The sequence below is a fragment of the Oleiharenicola lentus genome, assembly GCF_004118375.1.
Classification (GTDB): Bacteria; Verrucomicrobiota; Verrucomicrobiia; order Opitutales; family Opitutaceae; genus Lacunisphaera; species Lacunisphaera lenta.
In genome coordinates, this window is the sequence record NZ_SDHX01000001.1 from 1270022 (window position 1) to 1284308 (window position 14287).

The window sequence follows — 14287 nt, forward strand, 5'->3', positions numbered from 1 at the left end:
GGAGGAATTAAGGCGGGAGGACTCTTTCGGTGCGCTCGGAAACTTCGCGTTGCTCAGTGTGACGAAGGATGAGGTGCGTGAATCCGCCCGATTGAGGGAGGGAAATCCGCGGGCTCCGGTCAACGTTTCGTTTTGCGCGGAGCTAAGCCCGGTTCAACAGCTCAGAAAGTGGCCCAAATAGCGTGCAACGACTGCTCGGACGCGGCCGCCTCTGGAAAATCATCTGAAATCGACAGGGCCTTTTCGTAGAGTTCCGCCGCGATACCCTTGCGGCCGACCTTTTCATGGACCAAGGCCATGCGGTGCAAGGTTGATGGGTTGATCGGGAGGGCCTTGAGCAGAGGCTGATAGAGCCGTAGCGCTTCCAGGTCATCGCCGAGCAGGTGGTTGGTCCAGGCGAGCGTGTCGATGCTGTTCGGATTGCGAGGTGAGAGGTTGAGGGCGGTTTTGGCGAGGGGCAGCGCCTCGGCCGGCCGGCGGAGTTTGTCGGCGAGGGTCCAGGCCAGCTGGTTGTGGCCAACCGCGGAGCTTGGGTCCAAAACGATCACACGGCGGAAGCAAGTCTCGGCCAGATCATAGAGGCCGCTACGGTAGGCGATCTCGCCGGCGACGAGCTGGAGCCGGACGGAAGCACCGGAGCGGGCCACCGCCGCCTGCAAGTGTGCGCGAACCTGCCCGGCGCGGGCTTCAGTCGCGGCCAGTTGCGCCAGCTCGGTTAACGGCGTGACCAGCTGCGGGTGCCGCTCGACCAGTGCGGTGCAGGCGGCTGATACCGCCTCACGACGCCCCAGCGCGAGATCGGCGCGGACGGCGATGAGGGCCAGCAAAGGGTCGGCGGTGGTGTCGCCGTCTGTCGCCCAGGAGCGAGCATCGCGGGCGAGGCCTTCTGTGAGCAGGAAGGTGGCCGCGGCGAATTGTCCGGCCTGGGCCGCGGTCCAGTCGCGGGCGCCGCCGGCGGACGGAGTCTCGAACTCGATCAGCACGGCATCGCTGCGGTGCAGGGCACGCAGGGCCTCGTCCTTGCGCCCGGCACCTTTTTCCGCGGCTGCCAGCAGGAGGCTCGCCACCGCGTCCTGCGGATTGCCGGCGAGGACGGCTTCGGCGCTGCTCCGTGCTTCCTCGTGGCGGGACTGCATCTGGAGGCTCAGGCCGGCGATGAGATGCGCTTCGCGCAGGCCGGGGTGCTTCTGCAGGAGGGATTGCATCGCCGTGAGCGCAGTTCCGTAGTCCCGCCGGGCAAAGGCGGCGAGACCGACATAGTGACCGACGAGTGCAGCGCCGTCGCTGTTCTCCGTGAGCTGGCGGAAAGTGGCCGCGGCCGCGGTTTCGCCGGCGAGCAGTTCGGCGGTGCCGCGGAGCAGGAGGGCGCGGTGATTTTTGGGATCAAGTTCCAGCGCCCGCCGGGCCGCGGCTTGCGCGGCGGGCAGATCACCGAGCATGAGACAACAGCGACTAAGGGCCTCCGGGTCGGCATGCTCAGGCGGCAGCCCTTCCAAGAGTGCTCGTGCCTTGGCGACGCGGCCCTGCCCCAGATAGATCAGCGCGAGGTCGCGATCGATCGCGGGAGTGGTGCCGATGGTCCGGGCTCGTTGCAGGCAGGCGTAGGCGAGGTAAGGCCGGCTGGACCTTGCGTAGGTGGTAGCCAGCACACGGAGGATGGCGACGGCGTCCCGGCCCTCGGCCCCGCGGGCCGCAACGGCCTGGTCGATCGCCTGGAGGTGTTTTTCCTGGCCCACATACGCCAGGGCCCGCAACAGGTGGGCGGAGGAATCCTTTTCGTTCTCGGCCAACAAGGCCCCGGCGAGCCGGTGCACTTCATGAAAGTCACTGCGGCGAAGCGACTGGAGGGCGGGGGCATAGCGCGGTGACTTCAGCTCCAGATCAGCGGCCGGAATCTGGACCGAGATGGCGGCGGATGAAACGAACGAACCGGCAAGGAGGGCCGTGACAAAAAGCGTGCGAAAAGGCCGAGACAGAAAAAACGGATGCATGGGGATGCGCGAGAGATCGAAGATCGCTGCCTCGTTTGCGATCAAACAATTCGCCGGTGGGGTTACGCTGCGGAACAACAAATACGAAATCATGATGCCGGTTCGGAGGTGCGGACTTGCGGGTCTCCTGCCGGCGCAAGTTTTCCGCATGTCGCGGTCGGCTGAAAGTGTCGGAATTATTGACGTTATGGCGGCGCTTCCCGTTATACGTATTCGCCTACGTGAAGGATTTAAGGCTCTGATATCCAGCTTCATGTATTGCTGCACAAGACTTGCCCGAGTTGTGGCACACCTAATGCGTCTCATGTCGCGTTACTCCACACACTTAACTTCATGAAAAACAAATTGATCCTCACCGCAATCGCCGCGACGGCGCTAGCGATCGCTCCCACCGTGAAGGCCGACCTTCAACCCGTTGGCATCTGGAACGGTAAGGTTGGCATGTCGATTGACGCCGTTGGCAGCAACAATTCCCCCGCCGGCATGATCCAAGCCCAGATCCCTGTCGGAGCCAGCATCAAGGCCGCCTACCTCTATAGCGCGGGCACGCCGTATCCGTGGTATGCCAATTCTCCGAAGACCCTGACCGATTACAACAGCTCGGGCATCACGCTCGCCGGCAATGCGGTGACGTTTGACGCGCTCGTTGGCGCTTCCGCGATCCCGAACCGGCCCGACATCGGCAACTGGTTCACCGCACGTGCCGACGTGACCTCAATCGTTACCAGTCTGGCGGCCGGTGGCGGCAACTTCAGCTGGGCGGTCAATGAAGGCACGAAGAACTCCTTCATCGATGGCGAGGTGCTGGCCATCGTTTATGAGCACAGCAGCCTGGCCACTGGCAGTGTGGTGTTCCTCGATGGCGGCCTGAACACCGCCGGCGAGACCAGCTCGGTCAATTTCGCCAACCCGCTCGGCAACGTTTCCGATCCCAACTTTGTCGCCGACATGTCGCTGGCCATCAGCTTCAGCACCGGTGGATCCCAGAGCAGCCAGGTCGACATCAACGGCACCCGGCTCACTTCGTCGGCGGGCGGCTATGATGACGGAATCCTGTCGGATGGCGGTCTCATCACTGCTGGTGGCATCGGTGACTCCAATGCCAATCCTGGCAGCGCCTTTAGCACCGGAAGCTCTTCCTATGACGACGAGCTCTACAGCCTGAAGCCGTTCCTGAGCGCGGGCGATACGTCATTCTCGATCTACTCGAAGAACCCCAGCAACGACGACAACCTGTTCTTCATGGGTCTGCGCATTTCGGCCGAGATTTCTCAAGTGAACGACACGCCGGCACCTGGCGTGCCGGACAGCGGCTCCACCGTGGCGCTGCTGGGCCTCGCGGCTGGCGGCATGGCGTTTCTGCGCCGCCGGTTCGCCCGCGCATAAATCATCCGGGTAACTTGTATTTTCCGAGCCGGCCTGCGGGCCGGCTCTTTTTTTGCTGAACCCGAAGGGTGTCGGAAACTTCCGGTTCCAGGGTTGCTTAGCCATCTCCGCGCAGAGCGATGCGTCCAATTTAAGAATCCGTGCCCGCTTCGGGCCCTGCGGCGTCGAGCGGCAGCTCGGGCTGGTCGGACTTCTTGGTGGGTTTCTTCTTGGCCATCTAGGGGAGGAAAAGTTTCAAGTTTCAGGTAACAAGTAGCAGGAAAGAAAGGAAGCGGGGGCTGGATTCTTCGCGAGGCTCAGAATGACGGGTGGGCGGGAGTCAAAGGGTTCTTGTTACTTGATCCTTGTGACTTGTCACTTGGAGTCGCTCACGCCTCCACGAGGTCCTTCTCCACGCGGAGGTTGTCGATGATGAAGTCCTGCCGCTCGGGGGTGTTCTTGCCCATGAAGAAGCTCAGGAGTTCGTCGGAGCTGTAGAGGTGGTGGAGGTTCACCGGGTCGAGGCGGATGTTCTCGCCGATGAAGTCCTTGAACTCGCCCGCGCTGATTTCGCCGAGGCCCTTGAAGCGGGTGATCTCGTGGCTGGCGCCGCATTCTTCGATGGCGGCCTGCTTCTCACGTTCGTCGTAGCAATAGCGGGTGATCTTCTTGTTGCGGACGCGGAAGAGCGGCGTCTGCAGGATGAAGAGATGGTTGTTGCGGATGACGTCGGGGAAGAACTGGAGGAAGAACGAAAGCAGCAGCAGCCGGATGTGCATGCCGTCCACGTCGGCGTCGGTGGCGATGACGATCCGGTTGTAGCGCAGGCCGTCGAGGCCGTCCTCGATGTTGAGGGCGGACTGGAGGAGGTGGAATTCCTCGTTCTCGTAGATGACCTTCTTGGTGAGGCCGTAGGTGTTGAGCGGCTTGCCCTTGAGGGCGAAGACGGCCTGGGTCTGGACGTCGCGCGTGGCGGTGAGGGAGCCGGCGGCGGAGTCGCCCTCGACGATGAAGAGGGTGGACTCCTCGGCGCGCGGGTTGCGGTCGCCGAGGTGGAGGCGGCAGTCGCGGAGCTTCTTGTTGTGGAGCGAGGCCTTCTTGGCGCGCTCGCGGGCGATGTTGCGGATGCCGGCGAGCTCCTTGCGCTCGTGTTCGTTCTCCTCGATCTTCTGCTTGATGATCTCGGCGGTCTCGCGGTTTTTGTGGAGATAGACGTCGAGGGCCTGCTGGACGAACTTGCCGACGAATTCCTTGATCGTGGGGCCCTTGGGGCCGACCTCGGTGGAACCGAGCTTGGTCTTGGTCTGGGACTCGAAGACCGGCTCCTGCACACGGACGACGATGGCGGCGTCGATGGACTGGCGGACGTCGGCGGCGTCGAAGTCCTTTTTGAAATGGTTGCGCAGGGTCTCGACGAAGGCCTCGCGGAAGGCGGCGAGGTGGGTGCCGCCCATGGTGGTGTGCTGGCCGTTGACGAAAGACCAGTATTCCTCGCCGTAGTGCTTGCCGTGGGTGACGGCGATCTCGATGTCCTCGCCCTCGAGGTGGATGATGGGGTAGAGGGGTTCGCCGGAGAGTTCCTTGGTGAGGAGATCCTTGAGGCCGTGCTCGGACTTGAAGGGCTTGCCGTTGAGCGTGAGGGTGAGGCCGCGGTTGAGGAAGGCGTAGTTCCAGAGCATGTCCTCGATGAACTCGGTGCGGAACCTGAAGTCCTTGCCGAAGAGTTTCTCGTCGGGCGTGAACTCGATGATCGTGCCGGTACGCTCATCAGTCTTGGTGACGCGCGACTGGGACTTCAGCTTGCCCTGCTCGAACTCGACGACCTTGGTCTCGCCGTCGCGGATGGCCTGGGCGCGGTAGGTGAGGGAGAGGGCGTTGACGGCCTTCTGGCCGACGCCGTTGAGGCCGACGGCCTTCTGGAAGGTCTCGGAATCGTATTTGGCGCCGGTGTTGATGATGGAGACGCAGTCCACCAGTTTGCCGAGCGGGATGCCGCGGCCGTAGTCGCGGACCCTGACGGTGCGGTCGGTGAGCTCGACCTCGATCTTGCGGCCGCCGCCCATCATGAATTCGTCGATGGAGTTGTCGATGGTCTCCTTGAGCAGGACGTAGATGCCGTCCTCGGCGTGCGCGCCGTTGCCGAGGCGCCCGATATACATGCCCGGGCGGAGGCGGATGTGCTCGAGCGAGCTGAGGGTCTTGATGCTGGCTTCAGTGTAGTTGGAGGCCATGAAGGGTTGCGTAGTGCAGAAGGCGGAATGCGGGAACGCGGATGGGAAAAGTGAAAGTAATACCCGCCGCGGAACCGGGTCGGGCGGTCGCCGGCACGAAACTGAGTAACCCGCTTTGCGGGAGGCAAGTGCCAAGTGACGCGGATGGGTGGCCGGCCGGCCGGAAGCAGGCCTTCCGTAGGATAGGTGCAAACCGGTTTCGCGTCCGATCGAAGCGACCGAAACTAGAAGAAGCCGGCGGACACGCACGTGTCCGCCGGAAAGGCGCAGCCGGTGAATCCTCGCCAAGGAGGAAGTGGAACCGGCCCGGCTGCGGGCCGGGCGTCAGACGAAGTGCGCGGTGTCGTTGGCCTGGCGCGCAGCCGCCCGCGAGGGCGCGGGGCCCGTGGGGCGCGCGGGCCTGACGATCGGGGCCGCGGCGTGGCCGGAAGCGTGCCCGGCGCCCACCTCGATGATGCCGTGCAGGCGGGCGATGGCGTCGTTGAGGGCGGCGGCCTGGGAATTGAGCTCGGTGGCGGCGGCGGAGGTTTCCTCGGCGCTGCTGGCGTTGAGCTGGGTGACCTTGTCCATCTGCGCGACGGCGGTGTTGATCTGGGCGACACCCTGGCTCTGTTCCTCCGAGGCGGTCGCGATCTCGCCGACGAGGCGTTCGAGGGTGCGGACGTGGCCGAGGATTTCCTCGAAGCTGTGGGCGGCCTCGGTGCTGATCTGCACGCCGTGCTGGCTCTTCTGCACGCAATCCTCGATCTTGGTGGCGGTCTCCTTGGCGGCCGAGGCCGAGCGCTGCGCGAGGGCGCGGACTTCCTCGGCGACGACGGCGAAGCCGGCGCCATGCTCGCCGGCGCGGGCGGCCTCGACCGCGGCGTTGAGCGCGAGGATGTTGGTCTGGAAGGCGATCTCGTCGATGGTCTTGAGAATCTTGGTGATTTCCTGGTTGGCCGCCTCGATGGAGTGCATGGCGGTTTCCATCTGGTGCATGCGGGTGCTGCCGGTGTCCGCGGTGACCCGGGCCTGGCCGGCGGTGGTGCGGGCCTCCCGGGCGTGGTCGGCGTTGCGCTTGGTCATGGACGCGAGTTCCTCGAGCGAGGCGGAGGTTTCCTCGAGGGAGGCGGCCTGTTCGCTGGCGCCGCTGGCGAGCTGGTGGCTGGCGGCGTTGATCTGGCGCGAGGCGGCGCTGGTCTCGGTGCTGGCGCGCTCGATGTGGCTGATGGAATCGCGCAGGGGTTTCACGATCACGCGGCGGTTGAAGAGGGTGAAGGTCAGGCCGACAACGACCGCGAGCGGGAGGACCCAGCCGACGGTGCGCAGCATGCTGGCGCGGGCGATGGCGTCCACGCGGTCGAGGGAGGTGGTGAGCACGAAGGCGCCGTGCACCTCGCCGGTCTTCCAGTTTTCCATGGTGAAGCCGAGGATGTCCTTGCCGTCCTTGGTCGGGCTGTTGGCGGGATCGCCGTGGCAGGCGAGGCAGTCCTGGCTGAGCTTGATGGGCCGGGCGAAAACCAGCTGGTTGGCCGCGCGGTCTTCGTGGATGTATTCGGCCTGGGTGCCGGATTCGAGCTGGCGGAGGATCTCGGCCTCGGCGGCGGTCGGCGTGTTGTCGGGGTTGCGGGCCTGGTGCTTGGGCACGCGGAAGGTGTAGCCGGAGCCGCTGGCGGCCTGGCGGATGGCTTCCCAAGCGGCGACGACCGGGATGGTGCGGTAGAGGGTGGAGCCGCGGAGATCGCCGGAGGCCTTGTATTCCTCAAACAGCTTCTTGCGATCAAAGGCCCCGCGCTGGCCGAGCGCGGAGATGCTTTCGCGGACATTCTCGGCTTCGACCACCATGGAGCGCATCTCATTGATTGTCATGCTCACGCCCTGTTGGTGGATAACCCGGCTCTGGACGAACAAGGCGGCGCCTACGCTCAGCGCGAGGGCCACCAGGACGGCAATGATGATTTTTGTGCCTAATGTCATGGAGAGTTTCCGTGTGTTTCCCCCAATCGGTTGGCCGGATGCCTCCGGGAAGTCACAAAATGGTCACAAAGCGCTCAACCGGGGGGGGGAGGTGTCGAATTAAGGGCGGGCCGCCAACATGTCTGTCCATTTCCCAGTCTCGCTTCACCCCAAGATACTCCTCGTCGATGATTGCGATCTGCACCGTGCGGTGTGCTCCGAGGTGCTGCGCCACGCCGGTTATCAGGTGATGGAGGCGGGTGACGGTTTGGAAGGATTGCGGAGCTGGAGCCAGCATCCGGCCGACCTGGTGATTCTCGATGTCAACATGCCCGGCTTGGACGGCTGGGGCACCCTGGCGCGACTCCGCCAACTCGGATTCGAAGGCCCGGTCATCATTTTCTCCTCCGAAACCAGCGTGGACTGCCGGGTGCGCGGGCTGACGGAGGGGGCGGACGATTACATCTGCAAGCCTTGTGACGACCGGGAGTTGCTGGCCCGGGTCAATGCCTCGTTGCGGCGCCACGGGGCCGCGGCCCCGGCGCGGTTGCCGGTCCTGCATTTTGGGGACACGGTGGTGGACCTGGCCCGGAGCTCCGCGCGGAACAGCGCGGGCGACCTGCACCTGACGCGCACGGAACTGGCGCTGCTGGCGCTTTTTGCCCGGCACGGCGACCGGACATTGCCGCGCAGCTTCATTCTGCACGAGCTGTGGGGTTACGATGGCGAACTGCCAACCCGCACCGTGGAGACGCACATCTACCGACTCCGGCACAAGCTGGGTGATTCGGCCGACGCTCCCCGCTGGATCATCACCGTGCCCGGCGGCTACCGGATGCAGGCGGATCTCGAGCCGGTGGCGGCGTAGAGGGCTTCAACCCGACGCGGATTGTGACGATGTCGGGTAACCGCTGATTCCCATGCGCATCCTCATTGCCGAAGACGACCCCTATTCCCAACTGATTCTCCGCATGATGTTGGAGAAGGAGCCCGGCTGCGAGGTTGTGACCTCGGCCAACGGGGCGGAGGCGTGGAAGCTCCTCGAGACCGGCCCGGCGTTCGACCTGTGCATCCTCGACATCATGATGCCCGAGCTCAACGGGCTCCAACTCGCGGCCCGCATGCGGGATGATCCGCGTTTTGAGGATCAACCCATCATTTTCTGCACCGCCTTGAATGACCGCGGTTCCGTGGAGCAGGCCACGCAGCTGGCGGTCAGCCACTACATCACCAAGCCCTACAAGCGCGACCATATCATCCGCCAGGTGCACCGGGCCGTGGCGCAACGCGGCGACGGTTGCCGGATCGAACCCGTGGCCAAGGTGGCGGAGCGGCTCGGCCTCGACCCCGGCCAGATCGAACAGCTGCTGGAGGGCGTGCAGGCCGAGGTGGAAAAGCTCTCGGCCGAGCTGACGGCCGCCGCGGAAAAATTTCGGGAACCAACCACCGGCATCCGGCTCAACGCGCTCAAGGGCGCGGCGGCCAACCTCGGGGCCCGGCGCCTGGCCGAGGAACTCAGCGAGTTGGAATCCGCGCAGCTCATCGTGACCCAGCAACCCGGCTTTGACTGGGGGGCGATTCTCAAGCGGGTCGCAGCCGAAACCGGGCACATCCGGCGAAAGCTGGCCGCCATGCGACCCGCTGCGGCGTAGCGGCTTGCCGGGCGCATGGAACCGGGTAGGGGTGGAGCGAGTCATCTCCTCCCTCATGAAAAAAGCGCTCCTCGTTCTCGGGCTCGGCAGCCTGATCGTCCTCATCGCCGTCTACATCGGCGTGGCCTATTTCCTCGGCTCGATCGTGAAAACCGGGGTGAACACCCTCGGTCCGAAGCTCACGCAGACGAAGGTCGAGCTGGCCGGCGCGCACCTGTCCCCGCTGACCGGTTCGGGCACGCTCTCCGGCCTGACGGTCGGCAACCCCAAGGGCTGGAGCGAGGGCAATGCCTTTTCGCTGGGCAAGGTGCATGTGGACGTCGAGCCCTTCTCCATTTTCGGCGAACATGTCGTGATCAACGAAATCGTCATCGACGAACCGGTCTTCAACTACGAGACGAAGATCGTCTCCAGCAACATCAAGGACCTGCTGAAGAACATTGAGAAGTTCTCGGGCAGCGGCGAGAACCAGGCCGCGACCAACGACGCCAAGCCGGTGAAGTTTGTCGTGAAGCAATTCCGCCTGACCAACGCCAAGGCCACGCTCGGGCTCGGGGCGACCGCGCTGCCCGTGCCGCTGCCACCGGTGAGCCTGGACAATATCGGCGTGGACCGAGGCGGCATCACGGCCGACGAACTGGCCGGGGAAATCATGTCCAGCGTGCTGGGCAGCATCGTGAGCGGCACGGCCAACGCGCTCGGGCAGGTCGGCTCGGCCTCGGGCTCCATGACGGTCGAGCAGGTCAAGGAGGCCGCGAAGAACGCCGGCGACGCCATCAAGGGACTGTTCAAAAAAGACTGAGCCACGCAAGGTGTGCCGGGCTCCGTTGCACTCCCGTGTGACACGCGCGGTCACGCCGGACGGTTGACGGGCGGGCCACCCCGCGAGAGCATCGCATCATGAAAGTCACCTACTACCTCGAGGTGTTGTCGTCCTGGTGCCACTGGGCCGAGCCGGTCTGGACGGAGCTGAAGAGAAGCTATGCCGGGCGTGTGGAGTTTGAATGGCGCATCGCCCTCATGAATCCCGGCGACTTCCCGGGGTCGCAGGCGCAGTGCGACTGGTTCTACCGGCGCAGCGGAGGCACGGTGATGCACTCGCCCTACATGCTGAACTCCGGCTGGTTCGAGGCGGAGCGCAAGGGCCGCTACGAGGCGCCCAACCTGGTGGCCGAGGCCGCGCGGGACTTCGGTTTCAACGGCGACGAGATCCGCCTCGCGCTGGCGCACGCCGCGCTGCGCGAGGGCCAGAAGATTGGTGATCTGGCCACGGCGGTAAAGGTCGCGGCCAAGGCGGCCCATTCGACAGGCTCAGGGCAGGCCAAGATCGACCCCAAGAAGCTGCTCAAGGCCGCCGAGTCCAACGTGGTGAAGGACCGCGTCGCCACCAGCACGGCGGATTTTCATGCCCACCAGATCAACCAGCGGCCGGCTTTCGTGTTGACCGACCCCATCGGTGACAAGGCGGTGTTCTCCGGCCTCGTGCGGATCGAGCCGCTGGCCGCGACCATTGACGCGATGCTGGCGGACTCCGCGGCCTACGCCGCGCACCTCACGCATCACGGCGCGGTGCCGAAGGTGTGAGCAAGCGCGGTATTGCGCGGACCACGCTGTCGCTGCGCTTCAGCGCGGCTACTGGTTTCGCCGCTCAGGCGATGTGCCGGTAGCGTTGCGGGGGGATCTTGAAACGGTGCCCCGAGTCGAGGTCCGTGAAAATGTGCCACTGCGGGTCCGAGGTGTCGTGGACGAACACCTCCAGTTTGTGGCCGGGTTCGTAGCTGTATTCTTCCATGGCGAAGCCGTGGTCTTCGTGTTTGATGGCTTCGCCGAGTTCGCCGCTGTGCGGTTCCGTGATCTCAATCTTCCAGTTCATTGGAGGAACGGGGTCGAGGGTTGGGGGTTGCCGGGCTGACGCCCGGGGCGTGAGGGAAGTATCCGCCCGCGGGGCCGGCCGGTCAAGCCGCGGGCCGGCGCAAGGGCTCACCAACCCTGTGCACGGATTGGCTTCCGCCGGCGGCAGAAGCGCCACGGGCGGACGGTGGGGGCGCGGGCCGGTTCGCGCCCTCAGTAGCCAAGCGCCTCGCACCACTCGTTGACCAGGGCGCGGGCCGGCTTGTGGTCGCCGACATCCTCGGCCAGCAGCTTGCCGTCGGGGCCGAAGATCTTGAAGCGCGGGAGGGAATCCATGTGATACTGCCGCGCGACCGGGGAGTCCCAGTCGATGCGCTTCACGTCGGGCCGGTTGATGTCGACCTTGACCACGGCGAGGTCGGCCCGTTTCTGGTGCAGGCCCTTGAGCGGTTCGTCATACATCCGGCACGGCCCACAATAGCGGCTGGTGAAATCGAAGACCGTGATCTTCCCGGCCACAAGGTAGTCGGCGAGTTCAACGCGCTCTCCGCGGGCCACGACCAGGGGTTCGGGCCCCTTTTCCGCCGCGCGCGCGCCGGGGATGGACAGCAGGAGGGCGAGGGCGAGAAGCGTCCGGCTCATGGGCTCAAGGTTTGTCCCGGTATTTCTTCTCTCCGGCGGTGAGCCGGAAGGGCAGGACGTTCTCCTTCGGCGGCAGGGGGCAGGTGGTGAAGGGGGTGAACGCGCAGGGCGGGTTGTAGAGCCGGTTGAAGTCGAGGACGACCTTCCCGTCCTTGGGCGGCGCGCTGTAGAGGAAGCGGCTGGCCTCGTAGGTCTCCTCGCCGGCTGTGGCGTCGGTGAGGATGAAGAACAGGTCGTCGTCGGGCGAGTCCTGCAGGGGCAGCAGTTCGTAGGTCCGTCCGTCGAGGGTGAACACGGCCTTACCCGGGCAGGCGGCATCCTGGGTGAGGCCGACCACGTTGGTGATGGGCAGCTGGCGCGGGGTGGCAAAGGGCACCCAGTTCGCCTCGATGCGCCACTTCGGGTCCACGGGATAGTTGTCGAGACCGGCGAAGTTCTTGCGGCGGGCGGATTCGCTGTCGCGCACGCGCAGGAAGTAGCGACCGCCCTGCTCGAGGATGTAGAAATTGACCGTGCCGGCGCGCACGTAGGTGGGTTTCCCGGCGCTGCTGGTAGCGAGCGGGGCGGTGCGCTCGGTCGTGCCGTCGATGGCGGCCTCCACGCCGTCGGCCAGGGCGAAGGTGAGGGTGTTGTCGCCGGTGCGGGTGACGGTACCGAGCTGGTCGGGCCCGGCCGCGAGCCGGATCGCGTTGCCCGGGGCGGAGCCGACGGACCACACGCCGACCTCCAGGGGGTGACGGCCGATGAGCGCGAGCCAGCCGTCGGCGCGGGTGAGGCGCTCAAGGCGGCCGGCGCGCCATTGCTCGACGGACTGGACGTAGTCGGCGGGATCGGCCGCGAAGGCGGGGGCGGCGAGCACGCCCGCCAGCAGGAAAATGCGGAGGAGGCGGGGCGGCATGGGATTCACTTCAGCTTAGCGATCCAGCGGTCCACGAGCTTGCGGGCCGCGGCATCGCGGACCTGCTGGCTGATGCGGTCCTCGGCGAGCAGTTTGCCGTCGGGGCCATAGACCTTGAACTGCGGGATGGACCGGAGTTCGAACTGCTGGGCGACCGGCGAGTCCCAGTCGATGCGCGTGACGCCCGGGCGGTTGATGTCCACCTTCACGACCACGAGGTCGTCACGCGTGGTGTGCAGTTTGTGCAACGGCTCGTCGTAGGCGCGGCAGGGCGGGCAGTATTTGCTGGTGAAGTCGAAGATCACCGTCTTGCCCGGCACGAGGTAGTCGGAGAGCTGGACGGTCTCGCCCTGCGCGATGCGCAGCGGCTCGGCGGACTTGGTGGCGCCGATCAGCGCGGAGGAAAACAAACCGGCAACGGCAAGCAGGGTGAAGAGGCGTTTCATGCGTAGTCACGATGGCAGGAATGCGCCGTTGCGCAAGCGGCGCATCCGGCGGAACCAATGTTCGTATTACGAACATTGGTCTGAGTGCGCCTAGGGAGAGGGCTCCCGAATGTTCGTAATACGAACATCGGTGGGCGGGCGTGCTTGCCAGGGGGAGGGGAGGCCGGGTTCAGCGGCCGGAGAGCCCGGCGGGGACCTGGTCGCGGGTGATGACGCGCGGGTCGTTGTAGAATTCCTTCGCGAAGTGGTTCTCGGCGGGATTCCATTTTTCGTTCCAGCAGAGGAAGTGCCGGAGCTGCGGGAAATTCTTTTCGACGCCGTCAAGCAGGCGGCGAAAGTCGAAGTTGCCAGGAGGATTGGAGGCACCGTGGGGGCCGAACTCGGTCAGACCGACAGGTTTCTTGATTTTGGCCAGACGGTCGAAGCCGACGATCTTGTCGGGATTGATGTGCTCGGTGTAGGCGTCGAGGCCGATGAGGTCGGCGTAAGCGTCGCCGGGGTAGTAGAGGTCGGCGTGTTTCTGGCCGTGGTTCGGGCCCCAGGCCCAGATGAGATTGTGGAGGCCCTTCTTGTGCGTGAAGTAGTCGAACATGTGGCGCCAGAGCGCGATGAAGTCCGCAGGCTCCTGGGCGCCCCACCAGAACCAGCCGCCGTTCATCTCGTGCAGCGGACGCCAGATCACGACGACGCCGGCCGTCTGCAGTTCCTGCAATCCGGCGGCAACCGTATCGAGGGACTTCAGCCAGGCGTCGTGCAACGGGCCGGGTTTGAGCACGTCGGCGAGCTTGAGATTGTTGGTCTTGAGACTGGCGCCGCTGGGGTTGGGGGCGTGCCAGGAAAGGTTGACGAGTCCGCCGGCCTGCCAGTAGGCGCGGGCCAGTTCATTGGGCTGGCGCACGTCGATGAGGGCCATGTCGGGCTTGTCGCCCTCTCTCCATCCGCAGTAATCGAGACCGATCATCACGGGCCACCGGCCCGAGGCCTGGTGGATTTTGCCGAGTTCACCGATGCTGGCGGTGCCGCTCCAGCCGGCGAATTGACCGGAGACGAGGCGCAATTGCGGCGAGGCTTGCAGCTGCTGGAACCAAGCCAGGATGGCGCGGCCCTGGGGGTTGAGCTGGGCATCGGCCGGCGCGGCGGGGTCGGCGGCACGGGCCGTGAGCAACAGGGTGGAAGCGAGGAGCGCAAGGATGGGGCGGATCATTGGGTTGAAACGTGGAGAAGTTTCGCGGCCGCGCAACCTTGTCATGACAATAGAGCAACGTGCCGCTTGCGC

General features: G+C 65.1%; 13 protein-coding genes. 5 read left to right on the forward strand and 8 right to left on the reverse strand.

The genetic code is table 11. The features are described from left to right. Positions 1–161: 161 nt before the first annotated feature. On the reverse strand, positions 162–1991 hold the full coding sequence (locus ESB00_RS05205; protein WP_129046663.1) for a tetratricopeptide repeat protein: 1830 nt from the start codon (positions 1989–1991) through the stop codon (positions 162–164). Positions 1992–2324: 333 nt separating this feature from the next. Here ESB00_RS05205 and ESB00_RS05210 point away from each other — a divergent pair, with 333 nt between their 5' ends. Then, positions 2325–3377, forward strand: a complete 1053-nt coding sequence (locus tag ESB00_RS05210) for a VPDSG-CTERM sorting domain-containing protein (RefSeq protein ID WP_218938683.1) — start codon at positions 2325–2327, stop codon at positions 3375–3377. A gap of 368 nt (positions 3378–3745) precedes the next feature. Here ESB00_RS05210 and ESB00_RS05215 read toward each other — a convergent pair whose 3' ends face one another. Both ESB00_RS05215 and ESB00_RS05220 read right to left on the reverse strand, forming a co-directional pair. Continuing rightward, complete coding sequence (locus ESB00_RS05215; RefSeq protein WP_129046664.1) at positions 3746–5587, reverse strand: toprim domain-containing protein; 1842 nt, start codon at positions 5585–5587, stop codon at positions 3746–3748. 324 nt (positions 5588–5911) lie between these two features. Then, on the reverse strand, positions 5912–7543 hold the full coding sequence (locus ESB00_RS05220; protein ID WP_246026410.1) for a methyl-accepting chemotaxis protein: 1632 nt from the start codon (positions 7541–7543) through the stop codon (positions 5912–5914). 118 nt (positions 7544–7661) lie between these two features. Between ESB00_RS05220 and ESB00_RS05225 the strand changes: the two genes are divergently transcribed. The 4 genes from ESB00_RS05225 (at position 7662) to ESB00_RS05240 (ending at position 10758) form a co-directional block, all read left to right on the forward strand. Continuing rightward, positions 7662–8390, forward strand: coding sequence for a response regulator transcription factor (locus ESB00_RS05225; protein WP_129046665.1), 729 nt, complete (start codon positions 7662–7664; stop codon positions 8388–8390). 52 nt (positions 8391–8442) lie between these two features. After that, positions 8443–9174, forward strand: a complete 732-nt coding sequence (locus tag ESB00_RS05230; RefSeq protein WP_129046666.1) for a response regulator — start codon at positions 8443–8445, stop codon at positions 9172–9174. A gap of 55 nt (positions 9175–9229) precedes the next feature. Then, positions 9230–9976 (forward strand): DUF748 domain-containing protein, encoded by a 747-nt coding sequence (locus ESB00_RS05235; protein ID WP_129046667.1) that lies wholly within the window; start codon positions 9230–9232, stop codon positions 9974–9976. A 98-nt stretch (positions 9977–10074) separates the two neighbouring features. Beyond that, the gene (locus ESB00_RS05240; RefSeq protein WP_129046668.1) at positions 10075–10758 is read left to right on the forward strand and encodes a DsbA family oxidoreductase; all 684 of its coding nucleotides are present in this window, start codon (positions 10075–10077) and stop codon (positions 10756–10758) included. Positions 10759–10822: 64 nt separating this feature from the next. On the opposite strand, the gene ESB00_RS05245 is transcribed toward ESB00_RS05240, so the two are convergent. The 5 genes from ESB00_RS05245 to ESB00_RS05265 form a co-directional block, all read right to left on the reverse strand. Beyond that, the gene (locus ESB00_RS05245; RefSeq protein WP_129046669.1) at positions 10823–11047 is read right to left on the reverse strand and encodes a hypothetical protein; all 225 of its coding nucleotides are present in this window, start codon (positions 11045–11047) and stop codon (positions 10823–10825) included. A 191-nt stretch (positions 11048–11238) separates the two neighbouring features. Then, a complete protein-coding gene (locus tag ESB00_RS05250) occupies positions 11239–11667 on the reverse strand; it encodes a TlpA family protein disulfide reductase (RefSeq protein ID WP_129046670.1) in 429 nt (142 codons plus the stop codon). A gap of 4 nt (positions 11668–11671) precedes the next feature. Then, positions 11672–12565, reverse strand: a complete 894-nt coding sequence (locus ESB00_RS05255; RefSeq protein WP_129046671.1) for a DUF1684 domain-containing protein — start codon at positions 12563–12565, stop codon at positions 11672–11674. Between the two features lie 5 nt (positions 12566–12570). Next, positions 12571–13011 (reverse strand): TlpA family protein disulfide reductase, encoded by a 441-nt coding sequence (locus ESB00_RS05260; protein WP_129046672.1) that lies wholly within the window; start codon positions 13009–13011, stop codon positions 12571–12573. A 169-nt stretch (positions 13012–13180) separates the two neighbouring features. Continuing rightward, on the reverse strand, positions 13181–14215 hold the full coding sequence (locus ESB00_RS05265; protein WP_164976057.1) for a glycosyl hydrolase: 1035 nt from the start codon (positions 14213–14215) through the stop codon (positions 13181–13183). Between the last annotated feature and the right edge of the window lie 72 nt (positions 14216–14287).